22 protein-coding genes are annotated in these 18,593 nt (G+C 59.8%); 17 read left to right on the forward strand and 5 right to left on the reverse strand.

The window, feature by feature from the left end; genetic code table 11:
- Positions 1 to 111: 111 nt before the first annotated feature.
- Positions 112 to 1,107, reverse strand: coding sequence for an alpha/beta hydrolase (locus tag ACI2KS_RS24075; protein ID WP_404623509.1), 996 nt, complete (start codon positions 1,105 to 1,107; stop codon positions 112 to 114).
- A 128-nt stretch (positions 1,108 to 1,235) separates the two neighbouring features.
- On the opposite strand from ACI2KS_RS24075, the gene aroC reads away from it, so the two are divergent.
- From aroC to ACI2KS_RS24105, 6 genes are all read left to right on the forward strand, one after another.
- Entirely contained in the window at positions 1,236 to 2,327 is a 1,092-nt protein-coding gene (gene aroC / locus ACI2KS_RS24080; RefSeq protein ID WP_404623510.1) for a chorismate synthase, read from the forward strand.
- A gap of 36 nt (positions 2,328 to 2,363) precedes the next feature.
- Entirely contained in the window at positions 2,364 to 3,512 is a 1,149-nt protein-coding gene (locus ACI2KS_RS24085; RefSeq protein WP_404623511.1) for an MFS transporter, read from the forward strand.
- Positions 3,509 to 4,150 (forward strand): methylthioribulose 1-phosphate dehydratase, encoded by a 642-nt coding sequence (locus tag ACI2KS_RS24090; RefSeq protein ID WP_404623512.1) that lies wholly within the window; start codon positions 3,509 to 3,511, stop codon positions 4,148 to 4,150. Before ACI2KS_RS24085 ends, ACI2KS_RS24090 begins: the two co-directional genes overlap by 4 nt.
- A 63-nt stretch (positions 4,151 to 4,213) precedes the next feature.
- Entirely contained in the window at positions 4,214 to 4,759 is a 546-nt protein-coding gene (locus ACI2KS_RS24095; RefSeq protein ID WP_404623513.1) for a 1,2-dihydroxy-3-keto-5-methylthiopentene dioxygenase, read from the forward strand.
- 7 nt (positions 4,760 to 4,766) lie between these two features.
- Entirely contained in the window at positions 4,767 to 5,450 is a 684-nt protein-coding gene (gene mtnC, locus ACI2KS_RS24100; protein WP_404623514.1) for an acireductone synthase, read from the forward strand.
- A gap of 328 nt (positions 5,451 to 5,778) precedes the next feature.
- Positions 5,779 to 6,495, forward strand: coding sequence for a LuxR C-terminal-related transcriptional regulator (locus ACI2KS_RS24105; protein WP_404623516.1), 717 nt, complete (start codon positions 5,779 to 5,781; stop codon positions 6,493 to 6,495).
- 106 nt (positions 6,496 to 6,601) lie between these two features.
- On the opposite strand, the gene ACI2KS_RS24110 is transcribed toward ACI2KS_RS24105, so the two are convergent.
- Positions 6,602 to 6,880: a DUF3509 domain-containing protein gene (locus tag ACI2KS_RS24110; protein WP_404623518.1), complete on the reverse strand. Its 279-nt coding sequence runs from the start codon at positions 6,878 to 6,880 to the stop codon at positions 6,602 to 6,604.
- 448 nt (positions 6,881 to 7,328) lie between these two features.
- Between ACI2KS_RS24110 and ACI2KS_RS24115 the strand changes: the two genes are divergently transcribed.
- The 4 genes from ACI2KS_RS24115 (at position 7,329) to speE (ending at position 9,806) form a co-directional block, all read left to right on the forward strand.
- Positions 7,329 to 7,865 carry an ankyrin repeat domain-containing protein gene (locus ACI2KS_RS24115; protein WP_404623519.1) on the forward strand — a complete coding sequence of 179 codons (537 nt, stop codon included), beginning with the start codon at positions 7,329 to 7,331 and terminating at the stop codon, positions 7,863 to 7,865.
- 82 nt (positions 7,866 to 7,947) lie between these two features.
- Entirely contained in the window at positions 7,948 to 8,472 is a 525-nt protein-coding gene (locus ACI2KS_RS24120) for a hypothetical protein (RefSeq protein ID WP_404623520.1), read from the forward strand.
- Positions 8,473 to 8,583: 111 nt separating this feature from the next.
- The gene (locus ACI2KS_RS24125) at positions 8,584 to 8,775 is read left to right on the forward strand and encodes a PLDc N-terminal domain-containing protein (protein WP_024688144.1); all 192 of its coding nucleotides are present in this window, start codon (positions 8,584 to 8,586) and stop codon (positions 8,773 to 8,775) included.
- A gap of 170 nt (positions 8,776 to 8,945) precedes the next feature.
- Entirely contained in the window at positions 8,946 to 9,806 is an 861-nt protein-coding gene (gene speE, locus ACI2KS_RS24130) for a polyamine aminopropyltransferase (protein ID WP_404623521.1), read from the forward strand.
- A gap of 174 nt (positions 9,807 to 9,980) precedes the next feature.
- Here speE and ACI2KS_RS24135 read toward each other — a convergent pair whose 3' ends face one another.
- On the reverse strand, positions 9,981 to 10,172 hold the full coding sequence (locus tag ACI2KS_RS24135) for a hypothetical protein (protein ID WP_404623522.1): 192 nt from the start codon (positions 10,170 to 10,172) through the stop codon (positions 9,981 to 9,983).
- A gap of 53 nt (positions 10,173 to 10,225) precedes the next feature.
- Here ACI2KS_RS24135 and ACI2KS_RS24140 point away from each other — a divergent pair, with 53 nt between their 5' ends.
- The 7 genes from ACI2KS_RS24140 (at position 10,226) to ACI2KS_RS24170 (ending at position 16,976) form a co-directional block, all read left to right on the forward strand.
- Complete coding sequence (locus ACI2KS_RS24140) at positions 10,226 to 12,295, forward strand: LTA synthase family protein (protein ID WP_404623523.1); 2,070 nt, start codon at positions 10,226 to 10,228, stop codon at positions 12,293 to 12,295.
- Between the two features lie 147 nt (positions 12,296 to 12,442).
- Complete coding sequence (locus ACI2KS_RS24145) at positions 12,443 to 12,691, forward strand: hypothetical protein (protein ID WP_404623524.1); 249 nt, start codon at positions 12,443 to 12,445, stop codon at positions 12,689 to 12,691.
- A 238-nt stretch (positions 12,692 to 12,929) separates the two neighbouring features.
- Complete coding sequence (locus ACI2KS_RS24150; RefSeq protein WP_404623525.1) at positions 12,930 to 13,268, forward strand: ribonuclease E inhibitor RraB; 339 nt, start codon at positions 12,930 to 12,932, stop codon at positions 13,266 to 13,268.
- Positions 13,269 to 13,291: 23 nt separating this feature from the next.
- Positions 13,292 to 13,546, forward strand: coding sequence for a hypothetical protein (locus ACI2KS_RS24155; protein ID WP_404623526.1), 255 nt, complete (start codon positions 13,292 to 13,294; stop codon positions 13,544 to 13,546).
- A 224-nt stretch (positions 13,547 to 13,770) separates the two neighbouring features.
- Positions 13,771 to 15,180 carry a circularly permuted type 2 ATP-grasp protein gene (locus ACI2KS_RS24160; protein ID WP_404623527.1) on the forward strand — a complete coding sequence of 470 codons (1,410 nt, stop codon included), beginning with the start codon at positions 13,771 to 13,773 and terminating at the stop codon, positions 15,178 to 15,180.
- Between the two features lie 12 nt (positions 15,181 to 15,192).
- Positions 15,193 to 16,152 carry an alpha-E domain-containing protein gene (locus tag ACI2KS_RS24165; RefSeq protein WP_404623528.1) on the forward strand — a complete coding sequence of 320 codons (960 nt, stop codon included), beginning with the start codon at positions 15,193 to 15,195 and terminating at the stop codon, positions 16,150 to 16,152.
- The gene (locus tag ACI2KS_RS24170) at positions 16,149 to 16,976 is read left to right on the forward strand and encodes a transglutaminase domain-containing protein (protein ID WP_404623529.1); all 828 of its coding nucleotides are present in this window, start codon (positions 16,149 to 16,151) and stop codon (positions 16,974 to 16,976) included. Before ACI2KS_RS24165 ends, ACI2KS_RS24170 begins: the two co-directional genes overlap by 4 nt.
- 119 nt (positions 16,977 to 17,095) lie before the next feature.
- Here the strand turns inward: ACI2KS_RS24170 and ACI2KS_RS24175 are convergent, their stop codons facing one another.
- Entirely contained in the window at positions 17,096 to 17,902 is an 807-nt protein-coding gene (locus tag ACI2KS_RS24175; protein WP_404623552.1) for a c-type cytochrome, read from the reverse strand.
- Positions 17,903 to 17,910: 8 nt separating this feature from the next.
- On the reverse strand, positions 17,911 to 18,282 hold the full coding sequence (locus tag ACI2KS_RS24180) for a rhodanese-like domain-containing protein (RefSeq protein ID WP_404623530.1): 372 nt from the start codon (positions 18,280 to 18,282) through the stop codon (positions 17,911 to 17,913).
- Between the last annotated feature and the right edge of the window lie 311 nt (positions 18,283 to 18,593).

Genomic DNA, 18,593 nt, shown 5'->3' on the forward strand with positions numbered 1-18,593 from the left:
GCGTGAGCTTGCTCGCGATCGAGGCCAGCCACTGCCGAGGTAGCCGACCTGACGCTATCGCGAGCGTCATAACCGGCGATTGCTCTCACCGCTGTTGGCGTGTCAGAGAGGTCATGCCGCCGGTAGCGAACCGATGAATTTCATGATGCGATCGGACAGCTCACTGGCCAGTGGCAGTTGCGGATCCTTGTAGGACGCCAGCTGACGCTTCATGTCCATGGGCACGATGCGCAGCACGTGATTCATGCCGTCGATGATCGCCAGTTGCGAGTCCGGCTTGGCGTGATGCAACAATTGCGCATCGCCGACACCCACCTGCATGTCGTTGCGGCCCTGGAGAATCAGGGTCGGAATCTTCAGCTGGCCGAAAGCGGCTGCCGGGTTCTGCCGAAACAGGGAAATCAGATAGGGCTGCACACTGGGGCGGAACACCACCTGCAAGGCGTCGGGCACGTTGTCGTCGGTCTTGCCGGCCTTTATTTCCTCGATCAATTCCTCGCTGCGCGCCAGCAACGGAGGCGGCAGGCGGTATTGCAGCTGCTCGCGCACCACTTGATCGACCGGGCGCCCGGTGCCGGCCACGGAGATCAGTGCAGTGGCCCCCGCGCGCTGCGCCGCCAGCGAGGCGACCAGGGCGCCTTCGCTGTGGCCCATCAGGATCAACTGGCCCAGACGCGGATCGGCCTTGAGCTTTTCACTCCAGGCGACGGCGTCGTCGACGTATTGCTCGATGCTCAGGTTGCGTTCGTCAGGTGTCGCCGGTCGGCTGGCCGCCACGCCGCGCTTGTCGTAACGCACGCTGGCGATGTTGTGCCTGGCCAGAATCAGGGCCAAACGCTTCATGCTGTCGTTGCGCCCGCCGTCCGGGTTGTTACCGTCGCGATCAGTGGGGCCCGAACCGGCGATGATCAACACCACCGGCACCGGCGCAGTGGATTTGGGCAGCAGCAGGGTGCCGAACAGCTCGCCGCTGCCGGTATCCAGCGTGATCGGCCGTTGCAGCACCACCGGCGTGCCGGCATGGGCCATGGAGCTCAGAAGAGTCAGGGTCAAGGCGATTACTCGCAGCGGCAGCAAGCCGCGCATCAGGGACATACCACGTAGCATCGCAGGACCATCGTCAATAAAGTGTCAATTGGACGCAGACAATCGAATAAGGTTCGAGGTGATCTGGACGATCAGCCTGCGTATACTGGCGCGCTTGAGTTTTTGAACGATCTTTCGGAGCCTCCCGCATGTCCGGCAATACCTACGGCAAGCTGTTCTCTGTCACCACCGCTGGCGAAAGCCATGGCCCGGCGCTGGTTGCCATCGTCGACGGCTGCCCGCCGGGTGTCGAGTTGTCGCTGGAAGACCTGCAGCGTGACCTGGACCGCCGCAAGCCCGGCACCAGCCGTCACACCACGCAGCGTCAGGAAGCCGATGAGGTGGAAATCCTCTCGGGTGTGTTCGAAGGCAAGACCACCGGTGCGTCCATCGGCCTGCTGATTCGCAACACCGACCAGAAGTCCAAGGACTACTCGCAGATCAAGGACCTGTTCCGCCCGGCCCATGCCGACTACACCTATCACCACAAATACGGGATCCGCGACTACCGCGGCGGCGGTCGCAGTTCGGCGCGGGAAACCGCCATGCGCGTGGCAGCCGGCGCCATCGCCAAGAAGTACCTGCTCACCCAGGGCATCACCGTGCGCGGCTACATGAGTCAGCTGGGGCCGATCCAGATCCCGTTCAAGAGCTGGGAGTCGGTGGAGCAGAATGCATTTTTCAGCCCCGATCCGGACAAGGTGCCGGAACTGGAGGCCTACATGGACCAGCTGCGTCGCGATCAGGATTCGGTGGGTGCGAAAATCACCGTGGTTGCCGAAGGGGTGATGCCGGGACTGGGCGAGCCAATCTTCGACCGCCTGGACGCCGAACTCGCCCATGCGCTGATGAGCATCAACGCGGTCAAGGGCATCGAGATCGGCGCCGGTTTCGACAGTGTTGCCCAGCGCGGTACCGAACACCGCGATGAGATGACCCCGCAAGGTTTCGTCACCAACAACGCCGGCGGCATTCTCGGCGGTATTTCGTCGGGGCAACCGATCGTTGCGCATCTGGCGCTCAAGCCCACTTCGAGCATCACCACGCCAGGGCGTTCGATCGACGTCGATGGCAATCCGGTGGAAGTGATCACCAAGGGCCGTCACGATCCGTGCGTCGGTATTCGTGCCACGCCGATCGCCGAGGCGATGATGGCCATCGTGCTGCTCGACCACCTGCTGCGTCATCGTGGACAAAACCTGGACGTGAAGGTCAGCACCCCGGTCCTGGGTCAGCTGTAATGCCACCCTCCGGTACCGCTGCCACGGATGACTGACGTGGCAGTGCTTCCCTACTGGCGATTGTCCGGTTTCTATCTTTTCTATTTCGCCTTGCTGGGTGCCACTGCACCGTTTCTGGCGCTGTATCTCGATCATCTAGGTTTCCCCAGCGCACGCATCGGCGAGCTGGTGGCGATTCCGATGCTGATGCGCTGCGTGGCGCCGAATATCTGGGGCTGGCTCGGTGACTACACGGGGCGGCGGCTGGCCATCGTGCGCTTCGGCGCGGTCTGCACGCTGCTGAGTTTCTCGCTGATACTCGTCGACAAGTCCTACGCCTGGCTGGCCATGGTCATGGCCCTGCACGCTTTCTTCTGGCACGCGGTCCTGCCGCAGTTCGAGGTCATCACGCTCGCGCATCTGCAGGCTCAGACTGCACGCTACAGTCAGATTCGCCTGTGGGGTTCGATCGGCTTCATTCTGACGGTGGTCGGCATGGGACGTCTGTTCGAGTGGTTCAGCCTGGATCTTTACCCGCAGGCGCTGTTGATCATCATGGTTGGGATTGTGGCGAGCAGCTGGTGGGTGCCCAATGCCCAGCCAACTGCCTCGAGCATACGTGCGACGGCTGACGGATTCTGCAGGCAGTTGCTCAGCCCCGGCGTGCTGGCCTTTTACGTTGCCGTTGCGCTGATGCAGCTCAGCCACGGCCCGTACTACACCTTCCTCACCTTGCACCTGGAGCATCTGGGTTACAGTCGCGGGATCATCGGCATGCTGTGGGCGGTCGGGGTCGTCGCCGAGGTCCTGATGTTCCTGGCCATGAGCCGCATCCTGCAGCGATTCAGTGTCCGGCAGGTGCTGGTTGCAAGCTTTGCGCTGGCCTCGTTGCGCTGGCTTTTGCTGGGTAACCTCGCCGATCATCTGGGGGTGCTGGTCTTCGCCCAGCTATTGCACGCGGCCACGTTTGGCAGCTATCACGCCGCTGCCATACATTTCCTGCAACGTAGTTTCGGCCCGCGCCAGCAAGGTCAGGGGCAAGCACTGTATGCCGCGCTGTCCGGCACTGGCGGTGCGGTGGGCGCGTTGTACTCCGGCTACAGCTGGAACGCGCTGGGCCCGGGCTGGACATTTGCCATCGCCAGCCTGGCGGCACTGACTGCCGCCATGCTGGCTGCCACACGTATGAGAGAGGAGCGCGTATGAGTCGCGACACATTGGCCCAGCAGATTATCGACGCAGGACGTTTCCTGTATGGCCGCGGTTGGTCGCCTGCCACCAGCAGCAATTATTCGGTGCGCCTGTCGAGCAGCCAGGCCTTGCTGACCGTTTCGGGCAAGCACAAGGGCCAGTTGGGCATCGACGATGTGCTGGCGACGGACCTCGCCGGCAACAGTCTGGAGCCTGGCAAGAAACCCTCGGCCGAGACCCTGTTGCACACCCAGCTGTACAGCTGCAAACCCGAGGTCGGCGCGGTGCTGCATACCCATTCGGTCAACGCCACCGTGCTTTCGCGCCTGACCGAAGGTGACCGTCTGCTGTTCGAAGACTATGAATTGCAAAAGGCTTTCAGTGGCGTTGTCAGCCACGAGTCGCCAGTGCTGGTGCCGATCTTCGACAATGATCAAGACATCGCCCGGCTGGCGCGCAAGGTCCAGCCCTGGCTCGATCAGCATCCCGATTGTGCCGGTTATCTGATTCGCGGCCATGGCCTGTACACCTGGGGCGCCAGCATGAGTGATGCTTTGCGCCAGATCGAAGCATTCGAGTTTCTGTTCGAGTGTGAGCTTAAGACGATGGCGGTGCTGCACCGCTCCAGCGTCCCCGTTGTGTCGATTACCTGAACGACCCGCGCCTGACCGGACCGCAGAGCCGGCGAGCGCTGACCGAACCGAGGATCCACCGAAATGAGCAGTCTGTCCGTTTATCACGTGTCATCCCCAGAGTTGCCGAACAAGGTCCTGACCCATGTCGAGGACATCGCATCGACCCTGGCCGAGCACGGCGTGGCCTTCGATCGCTGGCAAGCGGCGACCCCGATCACCCCCGGCGCCAGCCAGCAAGAGGTGATCGGCGCCTACCGCGTGCAGATCGACAAGCTGATGACCGAGCGGGGTTACGTCACCGTCGATGTGATCAGCCTGAGCAGCGACCATCCGCAAAAAGCCGAACTGCGCGCCAAGTTCCTCGACGAGCACCAGCATGGCGAGGATGAGGTGCGTTTCTTCGTCGCCGGTCGGGGTCTGTTCACTTTGCACATCGGTGATTTCGTTTACGCCGTTCTGTGTGAAAAGAACGACCTGATTTCCGTGCCGGCCGGGACCCGGCACTGGTTCGACATGGGTGAAAATCCGCATTTCGTGGCCATTCGACTGTTCAACAACCCGCAAGGCTGGGTGGCGAAATTCACTGGCGAAAGCATCGCCAGCCAGTTTCCACGCCTGGAAGACTGAGACCATCATGGCAATCAAAGCGATTCTGACCGACATCGAGGGCACCACCAGCGCGGTGAGCTTTGTGTTCGATGTGTTGTTCCCCTATGCCGCGGCCCATCTGCCGGACTATGTGCGCCAGCACGCGACCGAAGCCGAAGTCGCTGTCCAGCTGCAGGCGGTCCGCGACGACAGCGGCGAGCCGCAAGCCGATGTGGAGCGGGTCATCGAAATCCTTCTTGGCTGGATCGCCGAAGACCGCAAGGCCACGCCGCTCAAGGCGCTGCAAGGGATGGTCTGGCAGCAGGGCTATCTGGCCGGGCAGCTCAAGGGGCACGTTTATCCCGATGCGGTCGAGGCGTTGCAGCGCTGGCATCGCCAGGGCTACGAACTGTACGTCTACTCCTCGGGTTCGATCCAGGCGCAGAAACTGATTTTCGGCCGTTCCGAGGCGGGGGATCTGTCCGGGCTGTTCCGTGGTTACTTCGATACCACCTCAGGTCCCAAGCGTGATGCGAACTCGTATCGCAGCATCGCCTCGGCCATCGGTCACCCTGCACAGCAGATCCTGTTCCTGTCCGACATTGTCCAAGAGCTCGATGCTGCGCAACACGCCGGCATGCCGACCTGCGCACTGGTGCGCGAGGGGGGCGAGCTTGAGGGCCACCTGAACGTCGCAAGCTTTGCAGTGATCGATCCTGCGACTTTCTGAAGTCACAGGATGACGGATTTGCCGGGCCGGCCGATGTCACCTGACATCGGTCGTTTTCGTTTGAGAATCATCAAAAATGTAAGCAGATTTTTGATGTTTTGTGGGAAGTTGCCGGTTTGGTAGTCAGGCATGCCTGTTTGTTTTCGCCCTTATGTTTAACCCCTCTGGACTGTGTAACCCTTCTCCTGTCGGACCCTGACGGCATTCGTGCGCACTTTGATCATGCATTTGATTGCAGGACTTGGTGCGTGTCGAACCGCTGCAACCCACTTAAAACTCTAAAGAGCACTCAGGGACGACACATGACGTTTTTTAAACGGAGGGGAAGATGAAAAACGTACCAACAGGGACGCTGAGTCCGCTGATCCAGCAGATGGTCAGCAGCATCACGGAACAGGATGCCGATGCAGCCATTGCCAACGCGCTGGACTGGCTGCGGGCAGAGTGTCGTTGTGAGCGGGCGATGCTTTACCAGTATCGCAGCGGGGTGCTGCTCAGCTGCATCACATCCAATGTCGACAGCTACTGGAAGGACCTCTATTGCCAGGGGAGGCTGATGATCGAAGACCCGGTCATTCGCTGTTTTCGACACACCACCGGTTTTCTCGAGTGGGAGGAGGCGTTCCAGACCTATCCGCCGTCATCCGCTTATCTGGCTGCGGTGGAGGATTGCCAGTTGCTGCCCGCGGTGTCCTATGGGTACAGCAGCCCGAACCGGGCCAATCACGGCGTCGTCACCATCTGCACCCTCAATGCCATGGAAGGTCCGCTGACGCATAACGACCGTTATCTGCTCGCCAGCCTGGTGCCGATGTTGCACGTCGCCGGTAAGGGACGACAACTGCAGACCCGTGCCCTGACGCCCAAGGAACTGGAGATTCTCAAATGGGCCAGGGAGGGCAAGACCGCCTGGGAAATCGGCCTGATCAAAGAGGTCTCGGAGGCCACCGTCAAGCACCACTTCAAGAGCATCTACGCCAAGCTGGGTGTCAGCAACCGGGCACAGGCGGTCGGCGAGGCGCTGTGTCGCGGCATCATCCGCTGAATCAGTAATCGGTCGGCTGCACGGGCAGACATAAAAAAACCGCAATGGCCTGAACGCCATCGCGGTTTTTTATCGGCAGCGTCAAAGGCGCTGTCGAAGAGCGTGATTACCGAGTGTGATAGGTCGGCAGATCGAAACGGTGCTGGCTTTGCAGCATCGAGATGGCCGGCAGGTCGCTGGCTTGACCCGCCAGGTCGCGGCGAATCGCGCTGATCACCCACTCCAGCTGAACCGGAGTGTGCAGCTGAGCGTAGGACACCGAGCGACGGATTTGTTTGCCTTCGTGGTTGCGCAGTGCCAGCAGCACGCCACCGTCTGGGCGTGGTTGAGTAGTGACTTCGAAATCGGAAAATACGGATGCGAATTTTTCTTGGATGAAAGTCATGTCTAGCGGCTCCATTGCTCAGTGATAACAAGCTTGGTAGGACTAGTGCAGTGACTGTGCCAGCATTGAAATGAAAAGAAAGTCGTTATAAATCAGCAGCTTGCAAATAAGACGATTTTTTTATTTCGTGCATTTTGCATGAATGGCCATCGGGCATCCTGCATTTTGCCGGAGGAGGGGGATAAATGGAGGGGCAGAACGGGCGCTGTTAAAAATTCAGACAGCGATATCCGGGCTTTATTTCGTTGCCGTCTGTGGTTTTTCTCTCGTGACGACAGACGGCGTTTGCTAATCACCCTCATGCAAAAGGTTTGCTGGTCTTCAGCTACTCGGAGGTGCGATCTTCGCCGCCATCAGTGGGAACTTGACCGAGCGCGAGGTCTCTGAGATTTTCGCGACAGATTGATCGACGATGCGCGCCGCTGTGCAGCGCTACAGGAGCTATGAAATGTCTGACACACCGAAAACTGCCGAGTCTGCGCAACGCATGACCGATGAAGAAGCCCTGGAATTCGCCGAGCAAGTGTTTGACCGCGCACGCGCCGGTGATGCGCAAATGCTCGATCGACTGCTGGACAACGGCCTGACCCCCAACCTGCGCAATCACAAGGGCGATACGCTGTTGATGCTGGCCAGCTACCACGGGCACCAGGACGCAGTCAGGGTATTGCTCAAACACCAGGCCGATCCTGAAATCCGCAACGACAACGGCCAGAGCCCCATTGCCGGTGCCGCGTTCAAGGGTGACCTGGAGGTTGTGCGGATTCTGGTGGAAGGCGGTGCCGATGTCGAAGGCGCGTCGGCCGATGGCCGCACTGCCTTGATGATGGCCGCGATGTTCAACCGCACGGCCATCGTCGATTACCTGGTTTCCAAAGGCGCCAATCCACATGTTCAGGACGCCAAGGGTGTCACTCCCCTGATGGCCGCCCAGACCATGGGCGCCACCGATACGGCCGAACAACTCACCCGCCTTGGGGTGTGACAAATAACAGTGGCGCGATAGAGGCGCGGGGGATTTGCGGCTATCCTGCGCGCCTGTTTTTTTGCTCCCGGATCACACTTTCATGAAAGCCTCACTCATCGAATTCATCAGCAAGATCAGCTCCGGCTGCATGAGCGACGAAGAAATCGCCCGGATTGCCGACGAAGCCGCCCAGGCCTACGCCGATCCAGACGCTTTTCTGGCCGCCAACCCGGACATCAACTATGACGACAGTTTTCCCATCCCGCTGGGCGAGTGGATAGTCGTCGGCAGCCTGCCGGAAACCGTGATGTTCCAGGCCGATAGCTACATGGATCTGTTCACTGAAATTACCGCGTCCTTCGGCCCTGACGTGGCCTTCAATATCAAGCCCAGGCAACTGGCCAAGGTCGAGCCGCGGGTGGCACTCAACCGTATCCAGATCCAGCTCGGCAGCATGAACAGGGAAATGGGCGGATACGTGTTGATGAACCTCGGCGAGCCTCTGGACGATGAGCTCCAGACGGTGCTGGTGTACGGCAACGACCAGGCTCGGGTGATGGCGTTGGGTGTGGAGCTGGGAATCCTGATCGAGCCTGCGCTTGAGGCATTGAAAGCCCAGTCGTAGCGCCGCGTTGCAGCCTGCGACCGCTGCCGCGACAAATACCTCCCGACCAACGGAACCCTCGTCGTACGCCGCTACTCCTAACTGGGCAAGCCTTCAATAAGGAGCGACACCATGGGTTCCACCTTTAATGGTCTGGTTGGATTGATCATTCTGGCCCTCGATATCTGGGCCATCATCAATGTCTTGAAGAGCGGTGCCGAGACCGGGATGAAAATCCTCTGGGTGCTGTTGATCGTACTGCTGCCGGTCCTGGGCTTGATCATCTGGGCGATCGCAGGTCCACGGGGCAACGTGCGCATCTAGACTTCTGCACAAGGCTGCTGATTACCGACGCCTGATGGCTTGCCAGCCATCAGGCGTTTTTCATGGGCGCAGCGTAGCATTCGACCTGTCATGCCCGGCGACGTAGAATGCGCGCCTTTCTTGTGGGCGGCCCGCCGTCCTGTCATCAGTATTTATCGGGGACTCCATCCATGAGCGATTATCAGGAAACGTTGTACGAAGGTTACGGTCAGCGCTTTCGCATTGAAAAAATGCTCCACGAAGTGCGTACCGAACACCAGCATCTGGTGATCTTCCAGAACCCGCGCATGGGCCGCGTGATGGCGCTGGACGGCGTGATCCAGACCACTGAAGCCGACGAATTCATCTACCACGAGATGCTCACCCACGTGCCGATCCTGGCTCACGGCCTGGCCAAGCGTGTATTGATCATCGGCGGTGGCGACGGCGGCATGCTGCGCGAAGTGGCAAAACACGGCACGGTCGAGCACATCACCATGGTCGAGATCGACGGCACCGTCGTCGACATGTGCAAGGAGTACCTGCCCAATCACTCCAAAGGCGCCTTTGAAGACTCGCGTTTGAACCTGGTGATCGACGATGGCATGCGCTTCGTGGCGACCACCGAGGAAAAATTCGACGTTATCATCTCCGATTCCACCGACCCGATCGGCCCGGGTGAAGTGCTGTTCTCGGAGAACTTCTACCAGGCGTGCCATCGCTGCCTGAACGAAGGCGGCATCCTGGTGACCCAGAACGGCACGCCGTTCATGCAACTGAGCGAAGTCCAGACCACAGCCGGGCGCATGAACGGACTGTTTGCCGACTGGCACTTCTATCAGGCCGCCGTACCGACCTACATCGGCGGCGCCATGACCTTCGCCTGGGGCTCGACCAACACCCAGTATCGCAAGATCTCGCTCGATACCCTGCGCCAGCGCTTTGCCGGCAGCGGCATCGTGACGCGCTACTACAACCCGGAAGTCCACCTGGGTGCCTTCGCCCTGCCGCAGTACGTACTGCAGGCCGTGAGCAAGCCGAGCAACGACTGATCGTCCGCGAATGTCACGTACACATAACGCGATTCCACTGTTATGTATGGGTGACATTTTTTGTAGTCTTGCCCCTTGGACAACCCCGGCTGCTCGTCAAGCGTCAACTTGACCGGCAGGCGGCGTCGGCGGACGTTCGACGCCGAGTGGCGGATGCAGCTTTGTAAGAAGATATTAGAACCTCCTCAAATGAACGGAATTTTCACCGGTTTTTCGGGAAACTCCGCCTCGCTTCACGTCCGCACAGACAAAACCTACATCGGCCGCTGTTAAGTCGCGCATGAAGAATGCCGCGCTGCGGGTGGTAAACAGCGGGCGATCACGTAATATTTGCCACCCGCGATCGGCATGGCTTTCTACGGTCATCGAACGCACCGGCTTATTGAACTTAAACCTGAATCCAACGGATCCCACACCCCATGGCCAAAACGGACGCCCCGGCACGCGCGCCGCAACCTACCGTCAAATCGCACCTGGCCTACACGCTGTTGAGCGGCCTGGTGCTGATGGTCCTGTACACCCTGCTGCGAGTCGCGCTGCTGGTCTACAACCGCGAAGGAATCGGCGCCACGCCAGCCTCGACCTTTATCGAGGCGTTCGGCAACGGGCTGCGTTTCGATGTGCGTCTGGTGGTCTACATCCTGATCCCGCTGTTGCTGGCGCTGTTCAGCGCCCGGTTGATGGCGGCTCGTGGTGTGTTCCGTTTCTGGCTGACACTGGTCGCCAGCCTGACCACCTTCTTCGGCCTGATGGAGATGGATTTCTATCGTGAATTCCACCAGCGCCTGAACGGTCTGGTGTTCCAGTACGTCAAGGAAGATCCGAAAACCGTACTGAGCATGATCTGGTACGGCTACCCGGTGGTGCGCTACCTGTTGGCCTGGGCCTTGCTGACCTGGCTGCTGAGCCTGGTATTCAAAGGGGTGGACCGTGTGACCCGACCACGGGGCGGGTTCAACATCGCAAGCTCCAGCAACCGTGTCGTGGCTCCGTGGTACACCCGTGTCGTGGTGTTTGTGCTGTGCCTGGCGGTCGCGGTGATCGCCGCTCGCGGCACCTTGCGCCAAGGCCCGCCGCTGCGCTGGGGTGATGCCTACACCACCGATTCGAATTTCGCCAACACCCTGGGCCTCAATGGCACGCTGACGCTGATTGCGGCCGCCAAGAGCCGGATGTCCGAAGACCGCGACAACATCTGGAAAGCCACACTGCCGCAGCCGCAGGCTCAACAGACCGTGCGCGATATGCTGATGACGGCCAACGACAAGCTGGTCGACCCGGACAGCGCCGCGGTACGCCGCGAGTTCACACCGCCTGCGGCGAACACGCTGCCGATCAAGAACGTGGTGGTGATTCTGATGGAGAGCTTCGCTGGCCATTCGGTCGGTGCGCTGGGCGACGAATCCAATATCACGCCGTACTTCGACAAGCTGTCCGAAGAAGGTCTGTTGTTTGACCGATTCTTCTCCAACGGCACGCACACCCATCAGGGCATGTTCGCCACCATGGCCTGCTTCCCGAACCTGCCGGGTTTCGAATACCTGATGCAGACTCCGGAAGGCAGTCACAAACTGTCCGGTCTGCCGCAGTTACTCAGTGCGCGCAAGTACGACGATGTGTACGTCTACAACGGCGACTTTGCCTGGGATAACCAGTCCGGTTTCTTCAGCAACCAGGGGATGACCAACTTCATCGGCCGCAACGACTTCGTCAATCCGGTGTTTTCCGATCCGACCTGGGGCGTCTCCGACCAGGACATGTTCGACCGCGGCGCTCAGGAACTCAAAGCCCGTGAAGCCAAGGGCAAGCCGTTCTATGCCTTGCTGCAAACCTTGTCCAACCACACGCCGTACGCATTGCCGGCCAACCTGCCGGTCGAGCGTGTGACCGGTCATGGCACGCTGGACGAGCACCTGACCGCCATGCGTTATTCCGACTGGGCGCTGGGGCAGTTCTTCGAGAAGGCCAAGAAAGAGCCTTACTACAAGGACACGCTGTTCGTGGTGGTGGGCGACCACGGCTTCGGCAACAACGAACAGATCACCGAGATGGACCTGGGTCGCTTCAACGTGCCGATGCTGATGATCGCGCCGGGCCTGCAAGACAAGTTCGGCAAGCGCAGCAGCATCGTCGGTACGCAGATCGACATCGTACCGACCATCATGGGTCGTCTTGGCGGCGACACCGTGCACCAGTGCTGGGGCCGTGACCTGCTCAACCTGCCGGCGGGCGATCTGGGGTTCGGTGTGATCAAGCCCTCAGGCAGCGAGCAGACCGTGGCGCTGGTGACCGGCAATCGCATCCTGATCGAACCCAAGGATATGGAACCCAAGGTCTACAGCTATGAACTGGGCACCAAACCGCACGCCGAAGTGATGCCCGATGCGCCGGATATCGCCGAGCTGCGCAAGAAGCTCGACAGTTTCCTGCAGACCGCGACCAAAAGCCTGCTAGACAACACGGCCGGGGTCAAAGACGCCAAGCCGTAAATCCACTGATGGATAAAAAGAGGCCCATGTGGCCTCTTTTTTTTTGCGCGCAAAGGGCGCTGACCTTCGGCAAAACGTTGAACGAATAACAAAAAAACGCAGTCCGACCTTGATAGGCCGGCGTGCGGCCTGACTGAGGAGACATTGATGAAAGTCTGGACTATTTCGTTTCAGGATAAAGATGGTGTGCAGCAAAGCCACAATCTTGAACTCGAGCACCGTCCCAGTGAGGAGGAGGCGGCACAGCATCTGCGCCCGATTCTATTCCCGGTCGTCAATGAGCTTGATCTGAACGATCTGGATGGTCGATCGAAGGCGCCCACGGCGGAAATATTGAAGGAGCAGAACGCGGTACAGATCATTTCCATCGTAGAAGCGTCGGCAAAACGCGTATGACCGGCGTTATTTGCCAATTGGCAACGCGCCAATAATGCGCGTAATCTCCAAGCGAGGCCGGTGAAGCATCTACCTGAGCCCGCTCACGTACGGATGCCTGATTTGTAAAAGCAGCACCGGCCTTGTCAGCGACATGCTTGAGTCCCAGGCGACGGATGATCTGTCGCTTGGCGCCTTTCCAGAAGAGGCGCCTGGGGATCGTTGAAACTCTATCTATCGTTGCATAGGAGGACGTTTCATGAGCACGACCTATCAAGAAGACATCAGTAGCCACGTACTGCGCCGCATGAAAGAAGGCGGTTTCGACTTCGCACGCATACATCCCATCGAGTTCTATGCCGTTTTCCCGGACGAGGGGCGGGCGCGTCAGGCAGCAGACAAATTTCGCGGTGAATCCCTTAATACTCAGATCAACGCCCGAGAGGACGGCGCGTGGCACTTGCAGCTGAGCAAATTGATGTACGCCACTTATGATGGAATCGGCGACTTCGAACAGGATTTTCAGACCGCAATATTCGGGCTGGACGGCGAGGTCGAGGGCTGGGGCGTCAAGCAGGAAATCAAACGGCTGCATTGATTTAATCCAGGCGGTTAGCCGCCGTGGATCCCACCGCATGTTTCGACGCTGTAGCGATGCGGTCTGCCGCAGTGGCGATCTCAAAGGTCGTCACTGCCGGCCAGCCGGGTTGCTACCAGCGTCAACCCGGCATCCAGCCTGCCTACCAAAAACAGGGCAAAAAAAAGCCGCTCGGGTATGAGCGGCGTAAAGGGAATTTCGTTTCAGAGTTCGGTAACACAAGCATTGATCGCACAGTCTGCGGTGGGGTGTTTGCGTTGAGTGGCGCCATTATCTGAAAACAAAGTCCTGTCGGGAAATCAACTCTGGCTATGCTGGTAATAGATTTTTCAGTGGCGGGATGCTTCGCCATGAAGCGTTGGGGAATGGGGCAGGGCGCTTCTTGCACAGGATTGGTGCGGGCGCTTCGATGGCTTTATTCAACCCATTGATTCCTAAGCGTTTATGCCGCTGGCACGGGCCTTGCGAAGGCCCCTGTGTCCATGGTGACAAGGAGTACGGCATGATCCGCACCTTTTATGACGAGATGTACGATGTGGACGGCTCGGTCCGTACGCATTATCGGGAATTCGCCCGTTGGCTGGGTGAAGCGCCACCTGAGCTGCTGGCTCAGCGTCGGCGTGAGGCCGATCTTTTATTTCATCGCGCCGGGATCACCTTCACGCTGTACGGTGACGAGCAGGGAACCGAGCGTCTGATCCCCTTCGATACCATTCCTCGCAGCATCCCTGCCAGCGAATGGCGTGTGGTCGAGCGCGGCTGCATTCAGCGGGTCAAGGCACTGAACATGTTCCTTGCCGACCTGTATCACGACCAACGCATCATCAAGGCCGGAATCATTCCCGCCGAGCAGGTGCTGGCCAACGAGCAGTACCAGTTGGCGATGCAAGGGCTGAATCTGCACCGCGACCTGTATTCGCACATCTCCGGGGTCGATCTGGTTCGCGATGGCGACGGGACCTATTACGTTCTCGAAGACAATCTGCGCACTCCCAGCGGCGTGAGCTACATGCTCGAAGACCGCAAGATGATGATGCGCCTGTTCCCCGAGTTGTTCGCCGCCCAGCGCATCGCGCCGGTGGATCACTATCCGAACCTTCTGCTCGATACCCTGAAAAGCTCCAGCCCGCTGGACAATCCCAGTGTGGTGGTGCTGACCCCCGGGCGTTTCAACAGTGCGTTCTTCGAGCATGCATTCCTGGCTCGGGAAATGGGCGTCGAACTGGTCGAAGGTGCTGACTTGTTCGTGCGTGATGACCGGGTCTTCATGCGCACCACCGACGGCCCCAAGGCGGTGGACGTGATTTACCGTCGCCTGGACGACGCGTTTCTCGACCCGCTGGCGTTCAACCCGGACTCGATGCTTGGCGTGCCGGGCCTGCTGTCGGCCTATCGCTCGGGCAATGTGGTGCTGGCCAATGCCATCGGCACCGGCGTGGCGGACGACAAGTCGGTCTACCCGTTCGTGACCGACATGATCCGTTTCTACCTGGACGAAGAACCGATCCTGAAGAACGTACCGACCTGGCAGTGCCGCAAGCCCGAAGAGCTTTCCCACGTACTGGCCAATCTCGGTGACCTGGTGGTCAAGGAAACGCAAGGCTCCGGCGGCTACGGCATGCTGGTCGGTCCGGCTGCAACCGCCGCCGAAATCGAGTCCTTCCGTGCTCGTCTCAAAGCCAAGCCACATGCGTATATCGCGCAACCGACCTTGTCCCTGTCGACCTGTCCGACCTTCGTCGAGAACGGCATCGCCCCGCGGCACATTGACTTGCGCCCGTTCGTTCTGTCTGGCCGCGAAACCCGCGTCGTACCTGGCGGACTGACCCGCGTTGCGTTGCGCGAAGGGTCGCTGGTGGTCAACTCGTCGCAGGGCGGCGGAACCAAGGACACCTGGGTGGTCGAGGATTAAGGATGCCTGCCAATGCTAAGTAGAACTGCCTCGGATTTATATTGGATGTCGCGGTACCTGGAGCGGGCGGAAAACCTCGCGCGGATGCTCGACGTCAGTTACTCGTTGTCTTTGATGCCTCAGGACGGACGCGGTGATGGCCTCAATGAAATCGCCATGCCACTGCTGATTACCGGAACCCTGGACGATTATCTGGAGCGCCATGGCGAGTTGCACGCCGAGCGCTTGCTGCATTTCTTCGCCCTGGACGCCAGCAACCCGGCCAGCATTTTCAGCTGCCTGGGAGCGGCGCGAGCCAGTGCGCACGCAGTGCGTGGGCGCATTACCGCGGACATGTGGGAAAACATCAATGCCACGTATCTGGAGATTCGTGGCATCGCTGAGCAGGGCCTGAGCCGTTATGGCATGAGCCGGTTCTGCGAATGGGTCAAGGAACGTTCGCACCTGTTTCGTGGTGCGACCTACGGCACCATCATGCGTAACGATGCGTTTCGTTTCATTCGCCTGGGGACGTTCATCGAGCGCGCCGACAACACGCTGCGCATGCTCGATGCGCGTTACGAAATGCTTGAATTGCGCGGGCCTTCGGCCAACGCTGCGGCGGACAGCTCGGCCGCCGGCTATTACCAGTGGAGTGCGTTGCTGCGGGCGCTGTCGTCGTTCGAGGCCTACACCGAAGTCTACCGTGATGCGCCAGGGGCGCGGCAGGTCGCCGAGTTGTTGCTGTTGCGTGCCGACATTCCACGCTCCCTGCGCGCATGCCTTGAGGAGTTGGACATGATCCTTGCCAGCCTGCCCGGCGCCAATGGCCGCCCGGCGCAACGCCTGGCAGCCGAACTGGATGCGCGCCTGCGTTACACCGGTATCGACGAAATCCTCGAAGAGGGGCTGCACGAATGGTTGAACGAATTCATTCCGCTGCTGGCCCAATTGGGTAGCGTTATTCACACTTCTTACCTGGAGGCTGCATGAGACTCTCAATTAGCCACGAGACCACTTATCACTATGACGATCAGGTCCGCGCCAGCATCCAGTATTTGCGTCTGACCCCACACGACAGCGAGCGCCAGCAAGTGCTCAGCTGGCAACTGGACTTGCCGCGCCCGGTGCGCGCGCAGGTCGATCCGTTTGGCAACATCCTGCACGTGCTGACCATGGACGAGCCCCATGAGGCCATCGTGATCGGCGCGCGGGGTCAGGTTGAAATCGACGAGAAACGCGAAGCCGAACATGAAAGCCAGTCTCCACTGCCGTTTCTGCGCTTCACGCGTCTGACTGAAGCCGATGAGGCGATTCGCGCCTTCGCCGCCAAAGAAACCAAAAAGCGCACCAATCGCAACGCCTTGATCGATCTGATGCAGGCGCTGAATCAGCACATCACCTACACCCCGGGCACCACGGCTGTGGATACCAGCGCTGCCGAGGCGTTTGCCAGCCGCTCCGGCGTCTGCCAGGACCACACCCATGCGTTTCTGGCGTGTGCGCGCAGCCTCGGGGTGCCGGCGCGTTATGTCTCGGGGTACCTGTACAGCGACAGTAGCGAGCACCTGGCCAGTCATGCCTGGGCCGAGGCGTGGATCGACGACGCCTGGTACAGCTTTGACGTGACCAACCAGCTGGCAATTCCGGAGCGCCACTTGAAGCTGGCGGTCGGCCTGGATTACCTGGATGCCTGCCCGGTACGCGGCATGCGTCGAGGCGGAGGCTGCGAGCAGATGCACGCCAAGGTGGTGGTATCGCCGTCCGCGCCAGTGGCTGCGCCTGTGGTGCAGATGCAGGTGCAGCGCCAGTCGTAGTTGATTTGGCAGACACCCCCTTATTGTAGGAGTGAGCTCGCTCGCGATTGCTCTTGGCCGCTGATGGATATCAAGGACCTGAAGCAATCGCAAGCAAGCTCACTCATACACCGATGGGGCTACGGAGCGATCTTCCTTCCCGCCATGTGCTTCAAATACCCCAGCACCTGATTCAATTCCTCGTCCGACAACACTTGCTGGGTAATCGCTGGCATCTTCGCCTGTGGCCATTGCCGCAGGTTCTGCGGGTTGCGGATATAGAGCTTGAGGTAATCCGCGGCGAAGTATTCGGTGGGGTTGTGAGGAATATTCAGGTCCGGGCCCAATTGCGCATCGCCCGCGCCATTGAGGCGGTGGCAAGCCAGGCAGTTTTTCTGAAACAGGGCAAAGCCCTTGTTGACCGGGTCGTCGGTGGCCAGCTTCGGGTCGGGCAACAGCGCTGGAAAACGCTCGGCAACCGAAGCCAGCAGTCGAAATCTGGCGACGGCGTACGGCCATTGCTCGGGGCTGATGTGGCTGGCTGCAGGATTGGTCCAGACCAGATAGAACGGCCCGGCACCGGGTTTTCCCTTGCCGAGCCCCGGCCAGGGGTGTGCGGGGTCTTCCACCGCCAGCCACGCCTGCGCGCCCGTCGTTTGCAGCAATGAGCCGGCTGGCATCTGCGCAGCGAAACCGTCGCTGGCCTCCGCTTGTAGATGTGCATCGGCTGCTACACCTTCGAGCAGCGCCGCCATGGGGACAGCCCGGTAGTGCATGGCGCGCTTGTAGGAGACGTCGTCAGGTATGTCGATGTCCCTTGCTTGTGGGTGGTGCAGCAACTGCGCGGTGTCCCAGGTGCGCGAGCCCGTGCCGAGGTCGAAGGTCAGTTGGGCAGCCTGCACTGGCAGCGCCAGCAGGATTGCCGCGAGCATCGTCAGAGAGCGCAAGAGGGCGGTCACTCGGCAGGATCGTCGGTGACGTCGTACAGCGCATTGTGCAACTCGTCGTACGTGCCGCCATTGAGGATGCTGGTGTATCCGGCCTTGCGCAGCTTGTCCTGCGCGCTGCCTGCCCGCGCGTCGCTTGAGCTGAAGACCACCATCACCAGGTTGCGATCCGTCATCACCTGCCGCAGTTGAGGCACCAGGCGCCGCTCATCGACGCGCACGGCATTGAGTACCGTGCCGGCTTCGTACTCGCTCTGACTACGAACGTCGATGGCAAGCTTGCCCTCCTTGATCGCGATCACCGCTTCGGCCTGTTCGACCGGGCCTGCCTGAGCCGCTACGCTTAGACCCAGTGCGAAAACTGCCAGCCACTGACGCATGCACTCATCCTCCTGTTGAATGCGCAAAGAGTGGCACAAATACGCAGCCCCACAAGGCGAGCATGAAGCTTCAGCCGAACAAGCGTGTCAGGTTCGGCAAAATCAATAAAAGAGTGGTGGCGAAAACAATCAGTCCCGCTTGACGTACTTTCGAATGCTTGAACATAGCGCGTGCCTTTATTGTTATTCCTGAGCGACAAAAGCTCACTGCTTCGTCAATGAAAGAAGCGGCAGCTGGCAAAGGTGGAATCAAAGAGCAGGTGTCCCGATAAAACCATCGGTGACAATGGGCGCTTGGTGAATCGTTTTTC

The organism is Pseudomonas sp. NPDC087358 (assembly GCF_044900785.1).
Taxonomy (GTDB): Bacteria; Pseudomonadota; Gammaproteobacteria; order Pseudomonadales; family Pseudomonadaceae; genus Aquipseudomonas.